The sequence below is a fragment of the Arthrobacter sp. W4I7 genome (genome assembly GCF_030816215.1).
In the GTDB taxonomy this organism is placed as follows: Bacteria; Actinomycetota; Actinomycetes; order Actinomycetales; family Micrococcaceae; genus Arthrobacter; species Arthrobacter siccitolerans_A.
This window is the reverse complement of the sequence record NZ_JAUSXU010000001.1, coordinates 3,812,443-3,838,198: the sequence shown is the minus strand read 5'-3', so window position 1 is coordinate 3,838,198 and position 25,756 is coordinate 3,812,443. Positions and strand designations below refer to the sequence as shown.

At 62.8% G+C, this 25,756-nt stretch carries 18 protein-coding genes and 1 pseudogene; 7 read left to right on the top strand and 12 right to left on the bottom strand.

Annotation, left to right across the window (positions count from 1 at the left end; genetic code table 11):
• Positions 1-144: 144 nt before the first annotated feature.
• Both QF047_RS17265 and QF047_RS17260 read right to left on the bottom strand, forming a co-directional pair.
• Positions 145-1,002, bottom strand: a complete 858-nt coding sequence (locus QF047_RS17265) for a hypothetical protein (RefSeq protein ID WP_307279585.1) — start codon at positions 1,000-1,002, stop codon at positions 145-147.
• 101 nt (positions 1,003-1,103) lie between these two features.
• Entirely contained in the window at positions 1,104-1,451 is a 348-nt protein-coding gene (locus QF047_RS17260; protein WP_307279584.1) for a PadR family transcriptional regulator, read from the bottom strand.
• Positions 1,452-2,378: 927 nt separating this feature from the next.
• Between QF047_RS17260 and QF047_RS17255 the strand changes: the two genes are divergently transcribed.
• Together QF047_RS17255 and QF047_RS17250 are read left to right on the top strand one after the other, a co-directional pair.
• Positions 2,379-2,990: an RNA polymerase sigma factor gene (locus QF047_RS17255; RefSeq protein ID WP_307279582.1), complete on the top strand. Its 612-nt coding sequence runs from the start codon at positions 2,379-2,381 to the stop codon at positions 2,988-2,990.
• 11 nt (positions 2,991-3,001) lie between these two features.
• Positions 3,002-3,652 carry a hypothetical protein gene (locus QF047_RS17250; protein ID WP_307279579.1) on the top strand — a complete coding sequence of 217 codons (651 nt, stop codon included), beginning with the start codon at positions 3,002-3,004 and terminating at the stop codon, positions 3,650-3,652.
• 646 nt (positions 3,653-4,298) lie between these two features.
• Here QF047_RS17250 and QF047_RS17245 read toward each other — a convergent pair.
• Positions 4,299-4,427, bottom strand: a complete 129-nt coding sequence (locus QF047_RS17245; RefSeq protein ID WP_307279576.1) for a hypothetical protein — start codon at positions 4,425-4,427, stop codon at positions 4,299-4,301.
• Between the two features lie 1,231 nt (positions 4,428-5,658).
• The gene (locus QF047_RS17240) at positions 5,659-6,120 is read right to left on the bottom strand and encodes a hypothetical protein (protein WP_307279575.1); all 462 of its coding nucleotides are present in this window, start codon (positions 6,118-6,120) and stop codon (positions 5,659-5,661) included.
• A gap of 541 nt (positions 6,121-6,661) precedes the next feature.
• Between QF047_RS17240 and QF047_RS17235 the strand changes: the two genes are divergently transcribed.
• The 3 genes and pseudogenes from QF047_RS17235 to QF047_RS17225 form a co-directional block, all read left to right on the top strand.
• On the top strand, positions 6,662-7,234 hold the full coding sequence (locus QF047_RS17235; protein WP_307279573.1) for a recombinase family protein: 573 nt from the start codon (positions 6,662-6,664) through the stop codon (positions 7,232-7,234).
• A 15-nt stretch (positions 7,235-7,249) separates the two neighbouring features.
• Positions 7,250-8,713, top strand: coding sequence for a Mu transposase C-terminal domain-containing protein (locus QF047_RS17230; protein WP_307279572.1), 1,464 nt, complete (start codon positions 7,250-7,252; stop codon positions 8,711-8,713).
• A pseudogene (locus QF047_RS17225) lies at positions 8,613-9,302 on the top strand (AAA family ATPase); the annotation flags it as partial. The gene QF047_RS17230 and the pseudogene QF047_RS17225, both read left to right, overlap by 101 nt.
• Positions 9,303-9,419: 117 nt before the next feature.
• Here QF047_RS17225 and QF047_RS22380 read toward each other — a convergent pair.
• From QF047_RS22380 to QF047_RS17205, 4 genes are all read right to left on the bottom strand, one after another.
• Positions 9,420-10,160, bottom strand: coding sequence for a recombinase family protein (locus QF047_RS22380; protein WP_373427818.1), 741 nt, complete (start codon positions 10,158-10,160; stop codon positions 9,420-9,422).
• 295 nt (positions 10,161-10,455) lie between these two features.
• Entirely contained in the window at positions 10,456-11,271 is an 816-nt protein-coding gene (locus QF047_RS17215; RefSeq protein ID WP_307279567.1) for a hypothetical protein, read from the bottom strand.
• Positions 11,271-11,960, bottom strand: coding sequence for a hypothetical protein (locus QF047_RS17210; protein ID WP_307279566.1), 690 nt, complete (start codon positions 11,958-11,960; stop codon positions 11,271-11,273). Before QF047_RS17210 ends, QF047_RS17215 begins: the two co-directional genes overlap by 1 nt.
• A 390-nt stretch (positions 11,961-12,350) precedes the next feature.
• Positions 12,351-13,142: a hypothetical protein gene (locus tag QF047_RS17205; protein WP_307279563.1), complete on the bottom strand. Its 792-nt coding sequence runs from the start codon at positions 13,140-13,142 to the stop codon at positions 12,351-12,353.
• 512 nt (positions 13,143-13,654) lie between these two features.
• Between QF047_RS17205 and QF047_RS17200 the strand changes: the two genes are divergently transcribed.
• Positions 13,655-14,539, top strand: coding sequence for a hypothetical protein (locus tag QF047_RS17200; protein WP_307279561.1), 885 nt, complete (start codon positions 13,655-13,657; stop codon positions 14,537-14,539).
• A gap of 1,127 nt (positions 14,540-15,666) precedes the next feature.
• Here QF047_RS17200 and QF047_RS17195 read toward each other — a convergent pair.
• Positions 15,667-17,217 carry a PLP-dependent aminotransferase family protein gene (locus tag QF047_RS17195; RefSeq protein ID WP_373427776.1) on the bottom strand — a complete coding sequence of 517 codons (1,551 nt, stop codon included), beginning with the start codon at positions 17,215-17,217 and terminating at the stop codon, positions 15,667-15,669.
• A 61-nt stretch (positions 17,218-17,278) separates the two neighbouring features.
• On the opposite strand from QF047_RS17195, the gene QF047_RS17190 reads away from it, so the two are divergent.
• Positions 17,279-17,914, top strand: coding sequence for a YitT family protein (locus tag QF047_RS17190; RefSeq protein ID WP_307279558.1), 636 nt, complete (start codon positions 17,279-17,281; stop codon positions 17,912-17,914).
• A 5-nt stretch (positions 17,915-17,919) separates the two neighbouring features.
• On the opposite strand, the gene QF047_RS17185 is transcribed toward QF047_RS17190, so the two are convergent.
• From QF047_RS17185 to QF047_RS17175, 3 genes are all read right to left on the bottom strand, one after another.
• Positions 17,920-18,750, bottom strand: coding sequence for an Fpg/Nei family DNA glycosylase (locus tag QF047_RS17185; protein ID WP_306638014.1), 831 nt, complete (start codon positions 18,748-18,750; stop codon positions 17,920-17,922).
• Entirely contained in the window at positions 18,743-23,962 is a 5,220-nt protein-coding gene (locus QF047_RS17180) for a DEAD/DEAH box helicase (RefSeq protein ID WP_307279553.1), read from the bottom strand. The genes QF047_RS17185 and QF047_RS17180 overlap by 8 nt, the downstream gene beginning before the upstream one ends.
• Positions 23,963-24,041: 79 nt before the next feature.
• Entirely contained in the window at positions 24,042-25,592 is a 1,551-nt protein-coding gene (locus QF047_RS17175; protein WP_307279550.1) for an FAD-dependent oxidoreductase, read from the bottom strand.
• Positions 25,593-25,756: the final 164 nt, after the last annotated feature.

The window sequence follows — 25,756 nt, the reverse complement described above, 5'->3', positions numbered from 1 at the left end:
TTCCCTGGCTGCGAAGCTGCCGGGCTGTGAATCGCAGAAATAAATGGCAGCTTTTCCGCAGCGCTATTTGTCACCCTTGGTGCCCGTAATCCGACCTTTAACCGGGCATACAGAGGAGGGTCGGTACGCGCGGGGGTGGCTGCGTTAGGTGGCGGGCGTGTATCCATCTTTAGCGTGAGGAGGGCGCTTGGTTACGTACCAGGCTGCCGCGGCCGCAAGGACGCTCGATCCGATGAAGTAGGGAGCGGGATGGTTTTGCACGGCGAGCCCGGTGAACCAAAGGTAGAGAGGAGAAGCAAATACCACGAGATATGTCACCCACGGCAATGCGGCTCTGTTACTGAGGGTGAGCGCCGTGACGAATGCCAAAGCAAGAACAAACGACATGGTGACCGGGAATTGGTTCCAGGAGAAGTCGCTGTAGTAGGTCGTCCGTGCACCGGCCCCGTGGCGGTATGCAGCGAAGGTGACGCCGGCAGCCAGGACGGGTGCAGACCACATCATCAGTGCTCGGGCACCCTCTGTTCGATTGGGATCGCCGATCAGTGCCAGAGCAGCTGCGACGGCAAAGAATGCCGGGATGTACCAGTCAGGGGTTATCGCCGTTTGCGTCAAGGTTGTCCCGAGAGGAAGCGTAATTGCCGCTCCAATGGTCAGCAGATGAGCTGCCACCCTGGCTTTTGGCAAACGCAGCACGGTTGCCAGTAGAGCGAAAAGGCACAAAAGGTAGACCAAGGATGCTGCAGTGGTGAATGGACCAAAGAGAGCCACGTCCGCCCCGTAGCTGCCATAACGGAACCACCGTCCAACTTCTCCCAGCACCATCTGTGTGGCAGCCGCAGCAGAACCGATGATCGTCGCCCCAACTGCAATACGGGAACGGCGGCGCACTGGGATGCGCCCAACAACGAGCATGATGCGGGCGAGCAGTCCACTGATGCCCAGATTTACGAACTCTCTGGCACTTGGATTTACGCGACGCTCATCTTCGGCCACATCCATTAGGACCCCTAAAAGTTCATCTCCGTGTTCCCGGCGCCAGCTGGCTGGATAGAAGTTCAAAGCCCTCCTGTACCGGCGTTCGAGTGGCGCCGACTCCGTGCTCATGCCAGCCCGCCGGCGAGTCGCGCCGAGCGGATCTTAAGAGAAGCCTTAGCGGCCACCACGTTCGACTCCAGCCTGGCAATTTCTCCGCCCAACTCGCCAGCTCCGACGTCGGTCAGCTCGTAATACCGGCGCAATCGGCTGTCCACTACTTCTTCGCGGGCCACCGAAATCAAGCCCTCTTCCTTGAGCCGATCCAAGGCCGTATAAAGCGTGCCGGGCTGCAGCGCGACCCTGCCTCCCGACAGCTTCTTTGTTTCTGTAATCAACGCGTACCCGTGGGCCGGGCCTTGCGCCAGCACCGACAAAATCAGGAACGTTGGTTCTCGCATAGGTCGCTTAGTCATGTCACGAAGATATTCAGTTAATCGATATATGGAGGGAGGTTAGCGGCGTGTCGTGCCAAGTACTCTGCCTTACAGGTCTGCCCATCTAGGGACGCTCGGTCTCTATGAGGGAACCCTCTACGGGACCCTCAAGCTTCACGACGGTTATGCAGGCGTTAGGGAACCTCGGGCATTGGTTCCGGAGACGCACTTCTCATACGTTCGGGGGTCCACTCTCGCTGCTCTCCCTCTTTCGGCGTCGTGACCAACGAATCTGCCGAGTTCCCTTCGGAATGGGCAGTTGGTTGAAGGGGCATCGGGGCAGGAGTGGCGTTGAGCATTTGTTCCTCGGTGAGCGGGACGAATGTTGTGCCGCAGCTGGATGCTGTCGCCGAACCAGCGGAAGGAGCGCCCGATTCTGTTGAGTTGGTCGGAACCTGGACTATCTTCCGGCACTCGCTTCGGTCGGCTACTTCTGTACCCTCACTAACCTCGGGGGAAGGCTCTGCAGATGGCAGTGGCGGCTGCTGGTGCCATTCTCCCTGCCCGTTATTGCCAGCGCTTCCGCAGGCGGTGACTGTGAGAGAGAAAAACAGGACGCAAGCAGCAGTGAACCCGCAGATTTCTTTCGAACGTCCCATGCCCTGATTGTCCCGATAGGCGGGTCACAAGAATAGGGGTCCAGGCTGAACCTCTAGTTTCGATCTGATCAATTTTGACTTTGACTCAACGGAAAAGCCGGAACTGATGCTCGGCGGCGCTGACGTCCCACTTGGGAACCCTGAACGGGACACCCTGACTACGGGCCGCCAGGTCTGACATGGGCAAATTCCGTAGTTTTGAGAGGGCTAAGCAACGGTAGGTGCTCATGCTGTTTGTATTGGGACGGCGAACTGTTGCCGCCGGGACCCTTTTCAGGTCCTGCGGACACTACAAGGTATGAGGCTAATGGCGGAGAATGACGAAGACCTGTGGCGCAAGTGCATGGCAGGCGACGCTGATGCCTTTGAGGCCCTGTTCGCCAGGCACGCTGATGCCGTTTTTCGGTACTGCCTTTCCCGCTGCGGTTCGTGGCACGATGCAGAAGAGCTCGTCTCGATCACATTTCTCGAGGCGTGGCGGCAGCGGACCAGGCTCAAGCCGGAGAGGGACAGCGTCCTTCCGTGGCTGCTTGGGGTAGCAACGAATGCTGACCGCAACCGGGCCAGGGCATCTCGACGGCACGCCGACTTCCTTGCCCGACTGCCCCACTCGGATCCTCGGCACGGTGAAAACGAAGCAGACCATGCAGAAGCAATCGCTTCCAGACTGGACGCAGAACGCGAGGTCCGCGAGCTGCTGGACACAACCGCTGGGCTGAACGAGGGCGAACGGGACGTCGTGATCCTGTGCCTCATGAACGGAATCCCCCAGGAAGAGGCTGCGAAGACGCTCGGCGTACGGGTCGGAACAGTGAAATCAAGGCTTCACCGGGCAAGGACAAAGTTGGCTGGCCTGAACCGGCCCCTGGAGTCCATCGAACAACTCGACACCACAACTGTTGAAGCGAGGCTGTCATGAACCTATCTGAAGTGACCTACCCTAAAGACACGAAAAACCGCGTCCAGAACCTGCTCGGACAAGAAGCGCGCCGCCGCCCTAAGCCGGCCCGGAAATGGCTCACTCTCCCAGTTGTGATCGCCGTCGCGGGCACCGCGCTGGTTGGCACTACGGCCGCCGGCGTCTATGTCGCGTTGGCTCCTGTGGAAGACAAACGGGATATTCGCTGCTACTTCCGAGCTGACCTCAACACTACTTATCCCGTTCCCGGCGCGCCGGGGGACAGAATGCCCCCGTACATCACTAGCGGGATTTTTATCACCGGGTTCGATGACAAGAACAACCCAAACCCCGACGACAAAAACGCCGGAATGCAACAGGTCACCGACCCCATCAACCAGTGCAGCCGAGTGTGGACCATGGGATTGATGAACCCTGACGGACTCACCAACGACCTCATCCCAGCCGGTTTCGTACCTACACCGCCCGCCGGGCAGGACCATGGCACTGAGATGCCTGACACGGATCAGTACGGCAACCCGCTCAGGCCCGGGCCAAACCCCAACCTCGGCCACTACGTCCCGCCGTTGACCGCATGCGTCGTGGACGACACCGTCGCCGTCATCCCCGGCCCTCCTGAGGTCTGCGCCCAGCTCGGAATCCCAGCTCTCGACGAGGGCTAACCACCGGATCACGCCTGCGGCGTCCTGGCAGCACAGTGGGGGGTGCCAGGACGTCGCCAAGACCCTCCGGCGCGGGCGTGAATAGGGCCTCGCGGCTGTTTACGCGCCTGGGACTCTTCCTGAGGTCCCCGCGACGAGGATATTCTCGTGCACCGGTACGAACCCTTCGTTTTGAAGGGACGAAGCGTCGTAGTTGTCCGGGACCAGGACAACGGAGACAACTCCATTCATGGCCGTCCGAAGAATTTCTTTTCCCGGATCGGACTGGTCGCTGCAGCCAGTGATCCAAAGGTCGGGCCGTTCGTCAGGGAATGCCGTCACACACGTGTACGCAGCATTCGTGGCCTGAGCGACAAAGTACCTGATGCCGTCCCTAGCGGCTAGGAGGCGGGTAGTGTGCTCGGTACGCATCATCTCTGGAACATGCGCCGGCAGGACATCCGCACCGGTTGCTTCACGGTCCAGCGCACTGATCCGCGGGGGCGCTGATGTACAAGCACTCAATGAGAGCGCAATGGAGATCATCGTGATGACTGCAGTTACGCGGCCAAGTCGTTTCACAGCGTTGCCCCCTACAAGCTTTATCTTTCCGACCCTACCGGACTACTCTTCCGCGTCTAGTTTGAGGAACCTCCAATGAGACGGATTAGCCCGCGGCAGGGGCGATGTCCCCAAGCTGCACTTTAACCGGGCAGCCAGCTGCCGCTGAGTACTTGCGCTCGAGTGCGGCAATGTCTGCCGTTGCCCCAATTGATTCGTCGAGCGTGAGTGCCAAGTGGGATCCATCGGGGGATACCGCAGTGATGTTCACGGCGGGGTCTGAGGCCTGCAGTTCGCTGCCAAATTCCCTAAGTCTCCCAGGAGAGCAGGTCGCGGACTCGACCGAAATGTTGACGTTCGGAAACCGGGCTCGTAGGTCACTTTGCATCGAATCTACCGGACCGTGCCAATGAACGATGAGTCGGTTTCCCTCCTTCACTTCGACCGAAGCAAACCGAGAATCCCCTGCCAGCTCCTGACTTAGCGTGTTGGCCGTAAGGGCAATCGCTCCGTCCGCAGGCGAGGTCTCAGGGGCGATTGGTGAGTCCGCGGGGGGTCTCGGCTCTTTGGAGGCATGGACACCTTCACCGCCAGCCCCTGTAGACCCTGAGGCGGCGCAAGACGTAGCAAAGAGAGAGAAAGACAGCAGGACAACCGTCAAGGTCGTACGCAACTCTGAACCTTTAATTTGCGCGGCCACGCCTCATAGTATTGAACGCTCCCGCGATACGACTACCTCGGTCGCAGCTTCTGTTCGTTCCGGAATCCTCAAAGAGGGGTGGCCGAGCCGCAATGCTTCTACGCCGCGTTTGAGGAACCCTCTACGGGACCCTCGAGCTTCACGACGGTTATGCAGGCGTTAGGGAACCTCGGGCATTGGTTCCGGAGACGCACTTCTCATACGTTCGGGGGTCCACTCTCGCTGCTCTCCCTCTTTCGGCGTCGTGACCAACGAATCTGCCGAGTTCCCTTCGGAATGGGCAGTTGGTTGAAGGGGCATCGGGGCAGGAGTGGCGTTGAGCATTTGTTCCTCGGTGAGCGGGACGAATGTTGTGCCGCAGCTGGATGCTGTCGCCGAACCAGCGGAAGGAGCGCCCGATTCTGTTGAGTTGGTCGGAACCTGGACTATCTTCCGGCACTCGCTTCGGTCGGCTACTTCTGTACCCTCACTAACCTCGGGGGAAGGCTCTGCAGATGGCAGTGGCGGCTGCTGGTGCCATTCTCCCTGCCCGTTATTGCCAGCGCTTCCGCAGGCGGTGACTGTGAGAGAGAAAAACAGGACGCAAGCAGCAGTGAACCCGCAGATCTCTTTCGAACGTCCCATGCCCTGATTGTCCCGATAGGCGGGTCACAAGAATAGGGGTCCAGGCTGAACCTCTAGTTTCGATCTGATCAATTTTGACTTTGACTCAACGGAAAAGCCGGAACTGATGCTCGGCGACGCTGACGTCCCACTTGGGAACCTTCTACGAAACGTTTGTCCCAGTTCGCTGCTTGACTACCCAGGTTTGGACAAGATAGCTCTCCACCGCTTCTGTGGCCACCAAATCCCTCATGCGGCTCCGGCCATTCGCCTGCACCCGGAACCTATAGACCGAGGGTTGCTCGATTGTGCCGATGTTGAGCACATCACCCATCGTAGGTCCGTAGAGGTTCACAGTGCCTGGCGGCAGCTCAAAATCAAAATCTTCCCAAGCATCTTCCCAATCAACCGTGGTGTCCTCTGTAGGCTCAGTCGGCAAAACTTCAATCCGTACTTCGACGGGCCCCATACTGACGCCGGTCTCAAAGAGGATTTCGTTGAAGTCCCGTCCCTCGTCAAGCCCACGCGCTGCCATGGCCTCAGCCAGCGTCCTCGGTGGTGGCACAACATCAAGAACCACCGAACCTTCCGCGGCGTATACAACTCCAGTTGTAGATATGAGCATGATCCGATCCTAAGTTTCGAAGAGAAGGCTTGCTCTTATGGGCTCCTGGCTAGAGAATCTTCCTGGCTATTGTCCCGGCCTTTAAACCGCCCCACAGCTCATCGGACTTGGGCGGTCACCGACGCTTGCCCAAGCGACAATTAAGGCAAATCACTATGACCACCAGCAGAAGCGCAGCAATGAAAATCGCGCGAGGTTTCATACCCGCAGCCTAATGGCCATCACAGGTTCTATCGCGCCATCTACGGCTTACCCAACCCGAGCACCATCCGGTAAGGGCGCGCAGTCTCGAAGTTGTCCCATAAGCCGGTCCCTCAGCGCGACAACCCGGCTTTGACGTGCGCTTTTGCAGGGTGAGCATTCAAGGTGTCGCATATACCCCGCCCGTTGAAATTCGCATTGGGGGTAGCTCTTACGGGACGTCTTGTGAACGACCATTCGTGAGACTAGCCTGAAGGCGGATTCAGATTCGGCGTGTCCTGTCTCATGACCCGTGTCCGCTTTCTATGTGTCGGAGGCGGCGTTTGCGTTACATTGAAGCGTGGCTTTAATCGGGTACGCGCGTGTATCAACCAGGGATCAGAACCCTGAAGGACAAACGGACGTTCTTGAAGCTGCCGGATGCGAGAAGATCTTCGTTGAGCATGCCTCTGGTGTCCTCGCCCGGCGGCCGGCTTTGGACCAGGTGCTTGAGTATGTTCGGGACGGCGACACCTTGGTCGTCACTAAGCTGGACCGGCTGGGCCGCTCGGTGCGTAACCTCAAACAGGTCGCAGAGGAACTGCAGCAGCGCGGGATCGGCCTGCGTGCACTGTCGCAGGGAATTGACACGACGACACCCGGCGGCCGCCTGTTTTTCCATATGCTTGCCGCCATTGCTGAGTTCGAGCACGACCTGATCGTCGAGCGCACCCACGATGGCCTCGCGGCCGCCCGTGCACGGGGACGTAAAGGCGGCCCCAAGTTCAAGATGACCACGACCAAGATCTCCCAGGCCCGGGCCATGTACGACTCGAAGGAACACACCGTGCAGGAAATCGCGGACACATTCGGAGTCTCCCGGCCTACGATCTACCGTCACCTGCAGGCGCCGTCCGCCGGGCCAGTGCGGTAAGTAAGGGAACGTGCGGTGCTGCGGGCTAAGTTCACAGCCGAAGACCGCGCCATGCTGCTGCGACGGCATGTCGACGAAGGAATCGCGCTCACCCGCCTGGCTGCCGAGTCGGGTATCCCGATCCGCACCATCCGCCACTGGATGTCCAGGTACCGGGATGGTGGCACAGTCGCGAGCCTGGAGCGTCAGCCTCGGTCCGACCGGGGTCAGCGTGGGATCCCGCAGGAGCTCATCGACGCGGTCGAAGGGCTTGCTTTGCGCCGTCCCGCACCAACGGCTGCATTTATCCACCGCAGGATCGCCGACATTGCCTCGGCCCGCGGTATCTCCGCCCCGAGCTATTCGACAGTCCGGGCACTCGTAGCTGGCATCGATCCGGGCCTCAGAACCCTTGCACAGGAAGGCGACACCGCCTATCGGGATACCTTTGAGCTGGTTTACCGTCGCAACGCCGGCCGCCCGAACGAGCAATGGCAGGCCGACCACACACTCCTCGACATCGAAGTCCTCGACCCGAAGGGCCGCGGTGCGCGGCCTTGGCTCACGATCGTGCTCGATGACTACTCCCGCGCGGTTGCCGGCTACACAGTATTCCTCGGGGCACCCAGCGCGGAGCAAACCGCGTTGGCGCTTCACCAGGCCGTGCGGCGCAAAGAGAACCCGTCGTGGCCAGTGATGGGTCTGCCGGACATGCTCTACAGCGATCATGGCGCTGACTTCACCTCGGCCCGCCTCGACCGGGTCTGCCTCGACACCCACATGGAGCTCATCCATTCCCAGGTGGGAGTACCCCAAGGGCGCGGGAAGATCGAGCGGTTCTATGGGACGGTTACAACCGAGCTCCTGCCGCACCTTCCCGGGTTCATCCCGCACGGCACGCGCGGGCGACCAATCAGTCCACCCGAGCTGACGCTGCAGCAACTCGATGGCATCCTGGAGACATTCATCGTGACCGAGTACAACCAGCGCCGGCACTCTTCTACCAGTGAGTCCCCGGTGCAGCGGTGGGCCGTCTCGGCATTCATTCCTCGAATGCCGGCTCATCCTGAGGACCTGGACCTGCTGCTGTTGACCGTGGCTACAGGACGGAAGGTGCAGCGCGACGGGATCCAATTCGCTTCCACACGCTACGTTTCTCCAGTGCTGGCGGCTTATGTTGGCGAACAGGTGACCGTCCGCTATGACCCACGGGATATTGGAGAGATACGCGTCTATTTCAACGATGCCTTTCTCTGCCGTGCAATCGCCCCGGAGCTGGCGGCCGAAGCGATCTCTCTCGAACAGCTACGCGGTGCCAGAACGGACAGAAGACGCGAGCTCAAACAGCAGCTGCGCGATCGGCGTAGCCTTGCCGATGCGCTGCCAAGCGACACCCGGTATGTCCCGCCAGCGCCAAACATCACCCCTGCCTTATCCGAAGGCACACAGCCGTCCGAACCTCCGCGCCGATACGGGCTGCGTGTGTATGAGACCGATTAACTTCGGCAGGCCGAGCGTTCTCGCCGGAAAAGACGACGGCCGCAGGTTCCTCGTTGGAGCTCTTGGTGAGGTCAACAGCGGGGCCCCACCATTGCCCCCGGACCAGCCCTCATTTCTCGTCACCCGAGAGCACCGGCGATTCACGGAGTTCGCCGACACTGTTCGCGCCCATCGCTATATCGGGCTGTGCTGGGGACCGCCAGGGGTGGGCAAAACGCTCTCCGCTCGACACTACGCAGCGGTGAACGAATGGGAGGCCTGGCAGGCCGCCCTTACCGACAAGCCTGAACCTGTCCCAGACAGGGTTCTCGAAGCGCGGACAGCGTTTTTCACTCCCACCGTCGCCGCAACGGTACGGCAAATCGACCTGGGTCTACCGAGCGCGTGCCAACAAATCTCCTACGCGGTCGACTACGCCGAACATGGAGTCGTTGACCCTTACGTGCATACCGAGTCCCGCTCCAGCGGCCGGACCGAACTGCTAATCATCGATGAGGCTGACCGACTCAAGGCAACCGGACTGGAACAAGTACGGGACTACTACGACCGCCACACCATGGGCCTGATCCTCGTAGGCATCCCGGGCATCGAAAAGCGTCTCGCCCGCTACCCGCAGCTATACAGCCGCATAGGATTCGCCCACCAATACCGACCACTCACTCCAGATGAAGTCACCGCCGTCCTCACCCAACGCCTTCCGGCCAGCTCACACAATCCCGAGGAAAACCTCGCCCACGCAACCGCCGTCGCAACCATCGTGCGAATCACTGCTGGAAACTTCCGTCTCGTCGACAGACTCCTCACACAAGTGCGCCGGATCCAAACGCTCAACCACGTTGAAACACTCACCCCGGAGGTCGTTGACGCAGCAAGGGAAACACTTCTCATCGGCCACTAAGCGCTGCAGATTCAGTGCCAAATAGCTCTGCGATTCACACTGCCGGGCAGCCTCCGTCTTGGACGGAGTCATCGTCCGGGGGCGGCCGCCAAGCCGGCCGCGAGCTTTCGCCGCTGCCAAACCTGCTTTCGTCCGCTCGGACAACCGTGATCGTTCGTACTCGGCAAGAGAAGCGAACATATCGAAGATGAGCTTTCCATGGGCACTAGTGGTGTCTAACCACGGTTCAGCGAGGGAACGGAAACCTATCCCCCGCTGTCCCAGCACCGTGACAATGTCAGCCAGATCAGCAGTACTGCGGCCTAGCCTGGTCAAATCAGTGACTGTCAGAACGTTGCCTGGTTGCAGGTAGTCCAGACATTCCTTCCACCGCGTCCTGGATTGGGTGGCACCGGAGGCATACTCCTGAAAGACACGAACTGCCCCGGCAGTTACGAGTGCGTCCACTTGGGAGTCCAGCGACTGCCCGCGAGTACTTACCCTGGCATACCCAATCACGTTGCCGGACACGTCAAAAATCCTCCATGGTCGGTTTTGACCAGATTTCATTTCGAAAACCAGTTTTGACCAACGATAGGAAGTCTTTTTTGGATTTTTCGGAGGCATGCCGAAGTCCGGTCAGAAACGGTCGTTTTTGCATACAAGCTGCCGCGCCGTTTATGGCACCATCACCGGGCAAATATTCCGGGCGATCTAGTGGGAATCCGGAAGCCCTGAACAGAAGAGCGCCAAAAATCTCCGAAGATCAGACCGGTTATCGCACCGTTTCCCGCGACTGGTTTGACCGACCGCGCGGTTCCGAAGGTTTATTTGAGATGGCGGCCCGTCTCTCCGGGCCCTGGCCTCATTCTGCCTCCGACGATGCGGGGTAGAGGAAGACGTCTACGGAGTCGCCGCGGTAGTGGAACCGGACGACGCTCCCCTTCGGGAGGCCCATCATGGCATCATCACCCGAATGGGTTTGCCCGCCGACGTCTGCAATAAGATCGACCCCGGGCGGCACACAATTGGCGCCGTCTACAAAAGGACCGGAACGATCGATGAGCATGAAGCACCGGTAGCCCCGTCCGTCCACGAAGAACCAGGGTTCGACTCCCCGATACTGTTGATAGCCGCGGAAGCTGGATTGGCCGGCAGCTTCCCCCCAAGGGAATTCCAGCGTTGAGAGGAACGCCAGCATGGTGAGAACGGCGCTGTCTGCCTTGTCTGCAATTTGAGGCAATGTGGCATCGGGACGCGGTCTTACGATCCATGCCACGGTGATCATAGCGGCAACAAAGACTGCCAGCGCGGTGGACATCAAGGTGGCCATAAATGAGTAACGGCGCACTTGTGTCGCGGTGCGACGACGCCAGGCTGAGGACATCAATCCAGTCCCGGGCTCCGCCACGGGTGCGGTGCTGGTTGCTGGTTCCGGCCATTCTTCAATGAATGTGGTCCAGGTGGAGTGAGCACCTGGCCCGGAATCCGGGGCTGCAGCGGGTGCTGTGATCTCGGTACCGGTGGCTGCGCGAAGACTCGCCGTGTGTGCCGCCTCAAGTTCTGCCAGTCTTACCAGTGCTGCGGGGTCGGACTCGATATCCGGATGCGGACCGTATGCCCTCCTGCGGAGCTCGTCCAGCTCGCGCTGAGCATCGGACCGGGGTGAGGATGCGTCCATCAATCCGCCTCAGGAATGAGGTAGACGTAAGCATCCACCGTGTCGTCACGAAGTACGAATCGGATGATGCCGTCGCCGGCGCGCCCTTCGAATCCTTCAAACCCATCCCGGGATGAGGCGACGTCCATCATGAGATCTGCTGGAGCCGGAGCACAGCGAACGTCTGAGAGATTACCGCTCGCCCGGTGCAGTGCCACGAGACACGGCGAGTCGAACGCGTTCACCCCGAAATAGATCTCGAGACCGAGATACGACCCGTATCCGCGGAGGGTTGAAGCCTCGATCTTCAACAGGGGTGCTCCCCTAAGCAGCAGTCCGGGGAGCCGGTTATCGACCGCGGCCCCGCTCGGATGAAGAGTGGCATCAGGACGCGGCGCGGATAACAGCAGGGTCGTCGTAACGATCCCTCCCGCGAGGACCAGTGCGGCACCGGCCCAGTACAGGCGACTCCACCTTGGCACCGGATGTTCCACCGAGGCAGCGTCCGCGGTGGCCTCCGAATCTGCCGCATTCTCGCTCGCGGAGGCAACCGGCAGAGGATTGACGTCAGCGCGGTCCGCCGCCTCAAGTTCGCGCAACCTCGCTAGGCCCGGAGGGTCGACACTTATGTCTGGATCCGGACCGTATGCCCGCCTGCGGAGCTCATAAAACTCACGGTCGGCCTTCGAAGAGTGCCTGAAGCCTTCCACAGCTCAAAGTACACCCGTCTCGCGGAGCGGGTCTATACGCTCAAACATGGCTCGCGGGACGGTCGGTCCCGCAGTCATGGTCCGGGTAGGGGTGTCTGGAGAAGCCAGGACATACAACATGAATGAAGAGGAGCCATTCTGGCGATCCAACGCACCGAGAGGGACCAAGGAAACGTGTCAAAAACGGTATTGGAATCCTAGTGATCAGGAGAAGATGCATGGATTCTCGCGTTATGTGCCCTCATCCTAAGATTGGACCGGCCCGTCCGAAAACGGTCATTATTGACCTTCGTCTCTGCCATTAGAGGGGTGTTTCCAATGACTTCATTCGCGCCCTATGCTCACTCGCCTTCTCGGTGCTAGCCGGCGCCGGCGGTCAGAAGCTGTTGTTTAGGAGACGCCTGGGACTTCTCGCGCATAGGACCCAGCCGGGAGAGGCATCGGAGAAGTAGCGCTGATGATGTCGCGCGCGACACCAAGAGCGGCGCGGTATTCTTCCTCCTCGGGAGTCACCCCTCTATGCGCCGCCATATTCCTGACCTTCGCGAGTTTCTCTTGGATGGCGTTCTTGCTCGGGACTTCTAAGCCAAATCCTCGTACCACGTTGGTAAGGCCGACCAAGCCATTGGCCTGCGTAATGAGCAGCTGGACCACATCATCCGATATGTCGTTGCCTAATTTCTCAGCAAATGCCGTTTGTGCTGCCACTTCAGCGGCGGAAGCAGCCTCAATAACGGACTGCCGACGATCTTTGTTGCGCGACGCATTCATGTAGAGCAACCATTCGAGGGGAGGTGCCTCGCCGGCACTCGCGCGATCGAAACCTGACGTCACGGCATCTGACGTCAGCACCTGGTCGTCGCCGAGGAGTTGGACGGGGCCCAGCGGCCCACGCCATCCAGTGAGCATCTGCACTGCGCCATTTTCATCATCTAGCCACAGCTGACCTTCCGGATGGAGGGACAGCTCGCGGTTAACCAGGTCTTGCGGCGTCCAGAGTTCGAACCACTGTCGCGCAAGGCCGTACCAGGGCTCGAAAAGCTGCCCAAAGCGTACGCCGACCTCCACGGTTTTCATGTCCTGCCCCCAATTGGGACAGTCCGCCCGGAAAGCCAAACCGGCGACGCCGACGGCGCGGATGCGGACACGGCTACCATCCTGGGAAACGAGGCTTATGCTCACTCTTCCCCAAGGGCTCTCACCGTCCTGGTCCCAGGACCTCGTATACTCCCAACGCTGGCTTGGGTAGGGCGGCTCAAGTCGAGCGCCGATATCACCTCCAGGTGCAAGGACCGGGAATGTGATAGTGACCGAGGCCCCCTCGATAAGGCAGTTGTACGATAGACCCAAGACCTCCGGGCTTACCTGCAGGGGCATTGGTAGATGCAAATATCCCGCGAACCGCAGCGTCATTAACGACCACCCGAATACGTTGTTGCCTAAGTCCGCCCAGCGTACCTAGGCCTCTGTTCCTGTGCCAGCCTACGGTCGGCTATAGAGGCAACGGTGATCCTACGGGGCTGCGGGCGAGCTTTCCCTCCTCGACGGACGCAGTACCTTCAAGACCGGATGAAGATCTGGTGGTCGCACCCCAAGCCCCACCAGAAGCGGTCGTTTTTGCATGCTCCACAGCAACTGGCGGAGACCATGTCGTGGCAAATGAGCGTCCAGCCATGGGCTGCCACAATAGGCAAATGGCATCTCAAGAGTTCTTTACCGACAGAGTGAACGGTCCCATCCCCAGGATCAACGACAATCTTCCCGAAGCCACGTCACAGGGACTCTATGAGCTGTTCAAATCGAAAGCCGACAGTAATTGGTTCGCGCACCACTTTCCGGAACAGTGCGAGGACGGCAACGGCGTTGTCGACACAAATCGCGGTGGGCTTTGGAGCAATGTACGAGCTCTGGTCCCTGAGCTGAAGGAAGCGAACAACTGGGGCATAACCCCCACGCAGCCGGACGGCGCGATATTCGACCTGATGGAATATGCGGCGGAGAAAGTGTCAAAGCCGATCCAGGGTACGTATCACAGCTTTTATAAGCATTACGAGCTCTCTTTTGACCAGACCGCCGGCCGGAAGGAGTTCCGCAAAGAGGTTAACCAGATCCTTCGGCGCGGAGGAACCATGTATGAACTGAGTCCGAAATTGCAGATCGAAAGAATCGGCACTCCGGCGGTGCAGCAGGTTATGGAGCAGATGACTCCGGCGAGTGGTGATCCCGATCTGGACGACCTGCTTCTTCGTGCCAAAAAGCTCTATTTGTCACACAAAGAGGATGATCGGGCCTTGGCCTTGGAGAAGCTGTGGGATGGCTTCGAACGTCTCAAGACAATTGACATCGTGGGGAATAAGAAGCAGAGCGCCGACGCGCTGCTGGATCACATCGCTAGTAGCGAGTTTAGGGTCTTCGCCACCACCGAGATGAAGGCTCTAACAGATCTGGGCAACCAGTTCATGATTCGGCATCACGAGACTGGCAAGCATCCAGTGCCCAAGGAAGCGGAGGACCATCTCTTCGCACGCATGGGGTCGCTGATCTTATTCCTCCTCAAAGTAAGCAACCGCTTAGGCTGACTTCATGCCTGGGGCAGAAACCCTGCAGCCGTCCGATGGGTCCAGCGAGTGCTACAGATCCAGTGCACTGAACCGCAAATACCAGGGATTGGATAGATCGTTCGTGTGGGGCCGCCGAACCGCCAGTCCAGAGCAGGAACGGTCGTTCTTGAGTTATCAAATTCCTTGCTGAGGCCACGGCCACTAAAAGTGGCTCAGCCCTGGACAGAGGCAACCCGGCCTCGCTCTAGGCTGTGTTGATGGACTTCCCGAGCAATGGCTACGCCGCCCACTCCCCACATGCTGATTGGCCGTTCGGGAACATGTACCGATCACACTCGGAACTGGCTGGCCACCTCCATCAGGTCGGTCAGCGACACGCCCACCGGGCGCTTCGGCTCTACGCTTCGGAAGACGAATTTGACCAACTCGATGCCGCTGTCAGCATAGGTACTTCAGTCGAACTCTTAGCGAAGTCTTTTGCTTGCTTCGGGCGACCCGATCCTGCTACTACCCCTTTCCCCTGATACCTCTGCACTCTTGAAGTACTCGGGAACAAAAAGAGCAGGAGTGGACCATCCTGATGCATTCCAGGTGAAGTCACTGGAGGCGTCCAAGACGATTGAGCGGCTGCGGCACGTCAAGTTGCTCCCAGCGTGGGGCGCCGCAGACCAATCGGTCTTTAGCGTCAGAAATGCCGCTGCTCATATGGGTGTGGTTCATCAAAATCTGCTTCGCAGTGCCATTCGCCCTATGGTGCGCTTTGCCGAGCACACACGAGTCCACTACGACCAAACCCCCGAGCTTTGGTGGGGTGACGAATTGTCCACAATCGCGCCAGGGATGGTAGAAGCCGATGCATTGGCGTGGGAGCAAATCGTTCAAGCGAAACTGACCACTGCTCGAATGCGAATCACGGAGCTGAAAGCTGGTCTTCCCCCTGCTGCTGCCGACGGAATCCTCGCATCAATGGTGGGTTCATGGCGTACATCCATGGAGCACAACGAGACTACAACTTGCCCCGGCTGTGGCTACTTGAGATGGGCAACCGGTGCCGTCGACCAAGAAGGCCACTGCCCATGTTCCGGTGGGAGCCGGGACCAATACCGCGAAGCAGCGGATGGCCCGCCCCGGCCGGCAGTCTCCCTTCAGGCAATAGCCACGGCAGGTGGGTTCTTGAGGGTCCGCCGGAGCTGAGGGGCTGCATCCAGGCGGTCCTGGGCTGACCTCAGGGCCAGGACGGCCGTTTCCAGTTTTTCCGGCGGCAGCGTGAACGGCACTCGGAGATAGCGCTCGAAGGCGCCGCCAATGCCGAACCGCGGCCCTGCCGCCAGCCTGATCCCAAAGTCGGGAGCGATCACTGTCAGGGCGGTGCTGATGGGAGCCGGAAGCCTGCACCATGCGGACAAACCACCGGAAGGGTAGAGCGTTTCCCACTCCGGCAGGTGCCCGGCGAGGAGATCCAGCAGGGCTTTCCGGTTATCCCTGAGTGCGGCGAGCCTGGCGGGCAGCGGTTCGTCCATGGCCCGGACCAGATGGGCGGCGGCCAGTTGTTCCATCACCGGCCCGCCCAGATCCAGGGAGGTCCGCGCCGCCGCAAACTGCTGGATCAGGTCCTGCGAGGCCCGGATCCACCCCGTGCGCAAGCCGCCCCAATGGGACTTGCTGAGCGAGCCAATGGTGACTACCGCCGAACTGAAGGCCGCCACTGGCGTGGTGCAGACGCCGTCGAGGTTCAGCTCCCGCAGGGTTTCGTCCACCACCAGCGTGGTCCCGGCGGCCTCAGCTGCACGAACGAGCTGGCGGCGTTCAGGGTCCGGCATGAGCTGGCCCGTGGGGTTGTGGAAGTCCGGCACCAGATACGCCAGCCTGGGCCGCTGCTGCGCCAGCGCGGTCTGCAGCCCGTGCATGTCCCAGGTGATCGTGGGGCGGCCGTCTGATTTACCGGCCGGGGCTGAAAAGGCCACAGGGATGGCGCGGCAACCGGCTGCGCGGACGGCGTCCAGAGCGTTCGGGTAGCTGGGGTGTTCCACCAGCACCCGGTCCTGCCGGCCGGTGAGGGCGCGAAGGACGATGTTCAGAGCGTGCTGCGCGCCGGACGTCACCAGGACCTGGTCAACAGTTGTAGGTACACCGGCCGCTGTGTACCGTGCCGCCACCGCTTCGCGCAGGGGGAGCAGGCCCATGGCGTCGTACCCGAAGCCCGGGAGCAGGGCCGGAAGCTCGGTCAGGGCCGCGGCGAACGCCCGGTGCACCAGTTCGCCGCTGGCCGGCAGGGACGAATACGCGAGGTCGATCAGTCCCGCCGGTGCTGCCAATCCGGGTGCGGCGAGTCCAGGCGCCAGGCCTGCCGCCGCGAGTCCCGGACTGCCAGGGCCGGAACCATCAGGCAACGGGCGGCCAAGTGCCGTGGTGCCTGCCGCCGTCGCGCGTGGAATCCTGGTCCGGCTCCTGCTGCCCTGTCCGCTGCTGAGGAATCCCTGGTCGCGGAGCAGGCCGTACGCCGCCGTGACCGTGGTCCGGCTGACGGCCAGGGTATCGGCGAGGGCGCGCTCGCTCGGGAGCGCAGTGTCCAGCGCTACTCTGCCGTCCAGGACGAGCAGGCGCACGACGTCGGCCAGCTCGCGGTAGGCGGGCGAGGCGCCGAGGTTCCACGTGCCCAGGAGGCGGGCAAGGGCTGAGGCGGTAAGGGAAGCCATCAGGCCAGTATTTCAAACTGGCTATATATTTCAAGGCCAGTTCTTCGGCAGACTTGGGAGCATGTTGCCCCGCAGACTCCTCCAGCTCTTTATCGGCCTCGCCATGTACGGCATTTCCCTCGCGATGTTCATCCGCGCCGGGCTCGGCCTGGACCCGTGGGATGTTTTCCACCAGGGCGTGGCCGGCAGGACCGGGCTTAGCATCGGCGTGGTGGTCATCATCGTCAGCTTCCTGGTGCTGCTGCTGTGGATTCCACTGCGCCAGCGGCCCGGGTTCGGCACGCTGTGCAACGCTGTGCTGGTGGGCGTCTTCGCGGACATCGGCCTTGCCCTGATCCCGGTCTTCTCCCACCTGGGTGGCCGGATCGGCATGCTCGCAGGCGCCGTCCTGCTCAACGGGATTGCCTCCGCCTGCTACATCGGCGCCCGGTTCGGTCCCGGCGCCCGCGACGGATTGATGACCGGGCTGGCACGGCGCACCGGCTGGTCCGTCCGTTTGTCCCGGACCTTGATTGAGGTTGTTGTCCTGGCCGTCGGCTGGTTCCTGGGCGGCTCGGTGGGAGTGGGGACGGTTGTCTACGCCCTCGCTATTGGACCCCTGGTCCAGCTGTTGCTGCCGGTGTTTATGGTGCCCGCAGCCCTGCCCGAACCTGATCAGCACGACCATCAGGATGCCGGCACCAGCGTCCGGGGCTGATACTGCTATGACAGAAGTGGCTGGCAGCGCGGGCAGAAGTAGATGTCCCGTTCTTCCTCGCCGTTGGGTTTACCGAGGGCGCCCCGCTGTATTGGGGTTCCGCACTTGAGGCAGGCCCGGTGCTCCCGGCCGTAAACCCAGTAGCCCGGCCGCCCTGCCATCCTCCCGACCGGCATTCCTTTGGGATTGAGGATGGTGACACGGCGGCCGGAACCGAGGTTGACCTCAAGCAGCTGCTTCGCGTCGGTCATCATGGTGCGGACATCCTCCACGGCGGACACGGGTGTGGCCGGATGCACGCCGGACAGGAAACAGGTTTCACAGCGGTAGATGTTGCCGATCCCGGCGAGGTTGCGCTGGTCCAAAAGTGCCACCCCGATGGGGACGTCCGGAGCCGCCCGGACCCGAAGTTCTGCCTCGTCCAGGTCCCAGTCCGGACCCAGCAGGTCCGGGCCCAGAAACCCCACGATGGAGTCCTCCTCTGACGTGGCCACCACTTCCACAACCCCAAGGGAGAAGCCGACGGCGTCCGCCACGGGGGTGCGCAGCACGCACCGGGCCGTGAACCCGGGTTTACGCCACCTGCCACCGGGCGGATAGACCTGCCAGGCGCCCTCCATCTTGAGGTGCGAGTGGATGGTGAGTTTCTTGTCCTCCGGGCTTACCACCCGCATCAGCAGGTGCTTGCCGCGGGGCACCACTTCGGCCACGGTCCATCCCGCCAGGTTCAGCGTGGCGAAGCGGGGAACACGAAAGTCCGAGGCAATCAGCTTCTGCCCTGCCAGTGCCTGGTGCAGCTGGTTGGCTGCGCGCCAGACCGAATCGCCCTCAGGCACGGACCCTCAGCCCCTTGGGGGTGGAGTAGGCGCCGGCCGCGCTGAGGGCGGCAGCAACCGGCGTATCCAGGATCCCGTGCCCGTTCACTTTCTCCATGATCAGCTTGTCCACGGCGCCGCGGGTCACCACACCTACCAGCGCGGAACCGGCCGCGGCCAGGACCGCGTTGTCGTCGCTGAAGGCGAGCAGGGTTTTGCCGCCCCGTTCCACGTAGAGGACCAGCGCACCATCCACCAGCACCACGAGGGCGCCGGCCTTGCGCCCGGGGCGGTGCCCGGTTCCGGCGTCGTCGTGCTGGGCGGGCCAGGGGAGGGCGGCACCGTATGGGTTGGCGGGATCGGTGGCAGCCAGGGCGAGGGCAACGGGTTCTGGCTTGGCGAGCTGGTTGTCCTCCGAATAGGAGCGCAGCCGGTCTACTGTTGCCGGGACGGCGAACTGGGCCGCGCCCAGGTGCTCGATGAAGTAGCCGCGGCGGCAGCGGCCCGCTTCCTCAAGCCGGGCCAGGACTTTGTACATCAGGCCGAATCCGCCGAGGATCTGTTCCGCCATCACTGAACCGCGGGTGACCACGCCGTAGCGGTCCAGCAGGAGCTCTGCGGTGGCGCGCGCGTGGATGGTGGGGTCCAGCTCCGGCTGCGGAAGGGCGGACCAGCGGCCTGCCGCCATGGGCGGTGTGGCCACTGCAGCTAAGGATGAGCCGTAGCGGCCGCTGCCCACGCCTGCCGAACCCATCAGCCCCGTCCCATGGGAGCGGCCCAGCCGGCTCAGGCGAGGGGCCCGGGCGCGCGGTGCGCGGGCAACCTGGCGATGTGCGGTATGTCCACCGGCGATCAGGGCGCGCACCGGCGCAAAGGTGTCACCGGTGATGCGGCCGGCCCATGCCAGGTCCCACAGGGCGGTAACAACTTCCTGGTCGCTAAGGACGGAGTCCATGCCCCCGGCCACGTCCGTCAGCTGCCGGAAGAAGTAGCCGCCGCCATTGTTGCGCAGGTGTTCCAGGAGCCGCAGCTGGGCGTCCCCTGGTTCGTAGTCGATGGCCGGGTTCAGGGTCAGCTCCGCTGAGTCGGCCAAGTGCAGGCTGATCCATCCGTCGTTTCCGGGGAGGGCGCCTGCTCCGGACCAGAGGACCTCGCCGGCGGCCATGAGTTCGTCGAGCATGGCGGGCTGGTAGTTGGTCACCCGGCTGGCCAGGACCAGGGGCTCCCAGGCTGAGGCGGGAACGGGAACTCCAGAGAGCTGGTCGATGGCAGTGACGATGCCGTCCAGTCCGCGGAGCGCTGGCTGCCCGCGGCCGCCGCCGGGGGTCCGAACGTGCTGCCAAGCAGGCAGGAAGCGGCCGTAGGCGGAGCCGTCCACCGGTTCCACCTCGGCGCGCAAGGCCGCCAAAGACCGCCGCCGCAGCTTGCGGAGCACCTCGGCATCACACCACTCACTAATGCTGGTGTGATGGTGTGCTTCGGGGCGTTGTGGATCAGCGCCCTGTATTTCAATGCCCTGTGTGTCAGCGCCGTGTATTTCTGCGCCCGGGGTTTCAGTGCTTTGGGTATCAGCCGTTGGTGCAACAGGCTGACCTGTTTCAGGGGGCGCTTCAGGTGCCGGTGCATGCAGTGCCGGTATTTCGGGTGCCGGTGAATCGCCCGCATGGGGCCGGAACTCGCCTTCCACCACCCGGCCGTCCGCTGCCAGGCGTTTCAGGGCAGTCGTTACCACGGCCACGCCCAGGCCCAAGCGGGCTGCCGCTTCGGCCGCCGTGAAAGGTCCGTGGGTCCGTGCGTAACGGGATACAAGGTCGCCCAAAGGATCCGCCACGGGCTCGATGAACGCGAGCGGAACCCCCATGGGCAGGGGCACCCCGATGGCATCCCGAAGCCGGGCGGCGTCCTCAACCGCGGCGAACCGTTCCACGCCGGCGATGTTGACCTTGATGGCGCGGTTGGCGCGCTGCAGGGCAAGCAAGTGGGCGGTGGCTGATTCAGTACTGGCGTGGGCGGTATCGGCTTGCCGGGGGTCGGCCTCAGGTTCAGCGGGCCAGGTTTCGACGGGCTCAACCACCGAGGGCTGGGTTTGGGCGGGCTCAACCACCGAGGTTTCGACGGGCTCAACCACCGGGGTTTCGACGGGCTCAACCACCGGGGGCTGGGTTTGGGCGGGCTCAACCACGGGTTCCAGCCGGGCGGCTGCTTCCGCCGGCGCCAGTGGGCCAAGGAGGCGCAGCAGGTCGGCGACGCCCTCGAGCCCGCGCGCACGGCGGTCCGGCGCCAGGCGCTGCAACTCCCGCTCAGTGGCCTCGATGACTTTGGCGTCCAACAGCTCCCGCAGCTCGACCCGGCCCAGCAGTTCGTTCAGCAGCGTGGAATCCAGGGCCAGGGCCGCAGCCCGCCGCTCCGCGAGCGGTGAATCACCCTCGTAAAGGAACTGGGCAACATATCCGAACAGGAGCGACTTGGCGAAGGGCGAGGGCTGCGAGGTGGTGGTCTGGACAATCCGCAACTCACGCCGCTCCACGGACGCCGCTATGTCCTTCAGCGCGGGAAGGTCATAGACGTCCTGCAGGCATTCCCGAACTGTTTCCAGCACGATGGGGAACGTGGGGTACTTCCTGGCGACATCGAGCAGCTGGGCGGACCGCTGCCGCTGCTGCCACAACGGCTGCCGCTTGCCAGGGGTCTGCCGCGGCAGCAGCAGGGCCCGCGCCGCGCATTCACGGAAGCGCGAGGCGAAGAGCGCGCTGCCGCCCACTTCCGCGGTGACAATCTGCTCCAGCTCCTCCGGATCAAACAGGAACAGTTCGGCGCCGGGCGGCTCGTCCTCCATCATGGGCACCCGCAGCACGATCCCGTCGTCGGCGGCCATGGCGGAGCCGTCCAGGCCGTACCGCTGGTGCAGCCGCTGGCCCACGGCGAGCGCCCACGGAGCGTGAACGGGCATCCCGAAGGGGCTGTGCAGGATCACCCGCCAGTCGCCCAGTTCGTCGTGGAACCGTTCCACCACCAGGGTGGTGTCGTTGGGGACCACCTCGGTGGCCTGTTTCTGTTCGCTGAGGTATTGGATGAGGTTGTTGGCCGCGAAGTCGTCCAGGCCGCTGGCCTTGCAGCGCTCGGTGGCGGGGCCGACGTCGGACGCTGACAGTTCGCGGACGAACGCGCCCAGGGCGCGGCCCAGGTCCACCGGCCGGCCGAGGGAATCGCCCTTCCAGAAGGGCAGCTTTCCAGGCTGGCCGAACGCGGGGGAAACGAGTACGCGGTCGTGCGTAATGTCCTCGATTTTCCAGCTCGTGGCACCGAGGGCGAAGATGTCGCCGACACGGGATTCGTACACCATCTCCTCGTCCAGCTCGCCCACCCGGCGGCCGCCCTTGGGCGCAGGCGCGGGCTTGCCGTCCGTGGAAGGGGACGAGGTCCCCTCCCCCTCGGTGCCGATAATGTAGACGCCGAAAAGCCCGCGGTCCGGGATGGTGCCGCCGGAAGTGACGGCCAGGCGCTGGGCTCCCGGCCTGCCTTCGATGGTGCCTGCATTGCGGTCCCAGATGATCCTGGGGCGCAGCTCGGCAAACTCGTCAGACGGATAGCGGCCGGCCAGCAGGTCAAGCGTGGCCTCGAACGCCGACCGGGGGAGGGACGCGAACGGGGCTGAACGCCGGATGGTGGCGAACCATTCCTCAACATCTATGCTGCCCAGAGCCGTGGCGGCCACGGTCTGCTGGGCGAGGATGTCCAGGGGATTGGCTGGAATGCTGAGGCGCTCGATTTTTCCCGCCAGCATACGTTCCACAGTGATGGCAGTGTGGACCAGGTCTGCGCGGTGCTTCGGGAAGAGGAAACCTTGGGAAACTTCGCCCACCTGGTGCCCGGCACGGCCCACACGCTGCAGGCCGCTGGCCACCGATGGCGGCGATTCCACCTGCACCACCAGGTCCACCGCACCCATGTCGATGCCGAGTTCCAGTGACGAGGTGGCCACAACGCACCGCAGCCGGCCGGACTTCAGGTCGTCCTCAATCAGGGCCCGCTGGTCCTTGGAGACGGAGCCGTGGTGTGCGCGCGCCAGCACCGGATCCGCCCCGGCCGAGCTTCCCGCCTGCGCCATCATGTGCGCGGGAGTAGCCGTGGACGCGGGAACGCCGGGTGCTGCCTGCTGCGGCGCGGGATCGTCCCAGCCGCCACCCGCCGCCACCAGTTGCCGTTCGGCGTAGATCTCGTTGAGCCGCGCGGTGAGCCGTTCGGACTGGCGGCGGGAGTTGGCAAAAACAATGGTGGACTGGTTGGCCAGCACCAGGTCCACGATTTTTTCCTCCACATGCGGCCAGATGGACGCCTGGGGCTGCAGCCCGGATGCGGGACCGGAATCGAAGGCGCCGGCGGCGCCCTGGAGGTCTGACATATCTTCAACGGGGACGGAGACGGTAAGGTCCCAGTTCTTCTTCGCGGGCGGCGCAACGATTTCCACCGGCGCGGTCCCGGCAAGGAATTGGGCTACCAGTTCCCTGGGTTCAACGGTGGCGGAGAGTCCGATCCGCTGTGCCGGTGCGGGCAGGAGCGCATCCAGCCGCTCCAGCGAGACGGCGAGGTGGGCGCCGCGCTTGGTCCCGGCTACGGCATGGACCTCATCGATGATGATGGTGTCCACCTCGGTCAGGGTTTCGCGGGCCCGGGAGGTGAGCATCAGGAACAGCGATTCCGGTGTTGTGATCAGGATGTCCGGCGGGTTGCTCAGCAGCGCGCGGCGATCTGCTGCGGTGGTGTCACCGGACCGTACGCCCACCGTAATCAAGGGTGCGGGAAGCCCGAGCCGCTTGGCGGTCTGGGTGATGCCGATGAGCGGCGAGCGCAGGTTCCGCTCCACGTCCACGCCCAGTGCTTTCAAGGGGGAGATGTACAGGACGCGGGTTTTCCGTTTGGGGGCCCCGGGACGCCTTCCTTTCGCGGGTGCCTCCGGCTCCGGGACGGCAGGGATGGGGATTTCCGGCGAGGCCGATCCTGCTGCCAGCAGCCGGTCCAAAGCCCAGAGGAACGCCGCCAGGGTTTTGCCCGAGCCGGTGGGGGCAACCACCAGCGCATGCGAGCCCGAAGAGATGGCCTGCCACGCACCGTACTGGGCAGGAGTCGGCTCTGAAAAGGCGCCGAGGAACCACTCGCGGGTGGGCCTGCTGAACTGCCCCATGGGCGTGGAGACTGAGGTCCCGCCCGGCGTCGAGCCCTGTTCCTGCTGCATGCCTCCATCATGCCCTAACCCACTGACAGCCCACCCGGCTTCCGGCCGGCCCTGACACCGGGCTGGCGTGCGCGGCTGCTCAACCCTTCCCTGCGGCGGGGAGGTTCCTGGTGGCCGGCCCCTCAAGGAGCTTTCCTTCGTTGCTGAAGCGGGAGCCGTGGAGCGGGCAGTCCCAGGTCTGTTCGCTGTCGTTCCAGTGCACGATCCCGCCCAGGTGCGTGCAGACGGCGGACAGCTTGCAGGTGGTTCCGTCCACGGTGGAGACGGCAACCGGACGGGTGCCCTCACGGTATACCTGCCCTTGGCCGTCCTCCGGGACCACAGGGGCGGGCGGCGCCGGCAACTGGTCTTTGTCCTTTTTCAGGACCTTGGCACCCTCGGTTTTCAGCCCTTCGGCGGCGAGCTGCCCCCAACCGGAAGCCAGCTTGGCCGCCACCCCGGCGTTGAGGGAAATGGCTGAGAAAGCGCCGGCCGGGGACGTGACACGGTGGTGGATGGTGTCCGCCCACGGCACATGCCCGCCCAGGATATCCGCAGCAATTCCCAAAGAAGCGGCGACGGCGTTGGTCATGCCCCACTTGTTGTAGCCCGTGCCGAAGTAGACGTGGCCCTTGCCCCGGGGCAGCTTGCCAAAGAAGGGCATCAGGTTGACTGCCATGTAATCCTGCGCGGACCAGGTGTGGGTCACCTGTGAGCCGGGGTACTGCTGGCCGGCCCAGTCGAGAAGGCTCCCCAGGTGGTGTTTTTCGGACCTCGCCCGGCCCACGTGGTGGCCGTGGCCGCCCACCAGCAGCAGCCTGCGGCCGTCCGTCTCGTAGTCCCGCAGGGAGTGCGTGGGCTGTTCCACCGAGATGTACATTCCCGGGGGCGGGGCCTGGTCCTCCTGCAGCTGGAGTGCGGCCGCGTAGGAGCGGCTCGGCTTCAGCTTGGCGAAGTACATCCCGCGGTCCAGCACGGGGATGCCGGTGGCCAGCACTACTTCGTTTGCGGTGACGGTGCCGCGGTCCGTGTGGACCGTGGCAGGGCGGCCGCCGGTGACATCCTGCAACCGGACTCCGCCCACCACGGAACCGCCACGGCTGCGGATGTCGGCCACGAGGGTGTCCAGCACGTCGACAGGATGGATCTGCGCCTGGTCCGCGAGGCGTACGGCCCCGTGGACAGGGAACGGCAGGCCGGCGTCGCGCACGTATTCCACGTCCAGCCCGGCGGTGGAGGCGGCGCTGACTTCCTCGCGCAGTTTCTCGGTGCCCTGCGCGGAAGCCGCATACGTATAGGCATCCCGGACCTGGTAGGGGACGTTGTGCTCGTCGAGGTACCGCAGGAGCCAGGCCTGGCCTTCCCGGTTGCCGTCGACGTATGCCTGCACCTGTTTCTGCGAGTACTGGCTGGACAGCCGGGACAGGAAAGTGCCCTGCAGCAGCGTGACTTTGGCGGTGGTGTTCCCGGTGGTCACAGCACCGGGGAACCGTGCCTCCAGCACCAGGACGTTCTGCCCGGAACGGGCCAGCAGGAGCGCGGTCACCAGGCCGGTGAGCCCGGCCCCGGCCACTACGGTGTCGTAAGTGCTTCCGGGCTCGAAGGGGTCAGAAGTGAATGCTTCCCGGCCGTCCAACCAAATCGACGTCATCCCAGTTCAGCCTGCCTTTGGTCCGGGCCCTGGCGGGCCGTTTTGTGATGTGTCTGTTACCGGCGTGATCTATGCCTGGCATATTTGCTAAGTATACTTATGATGTCGGTGTTTAAGTCGATGGTTCAGGCGCAACCCGGCAGCCATGATGTGAACGTAAACGA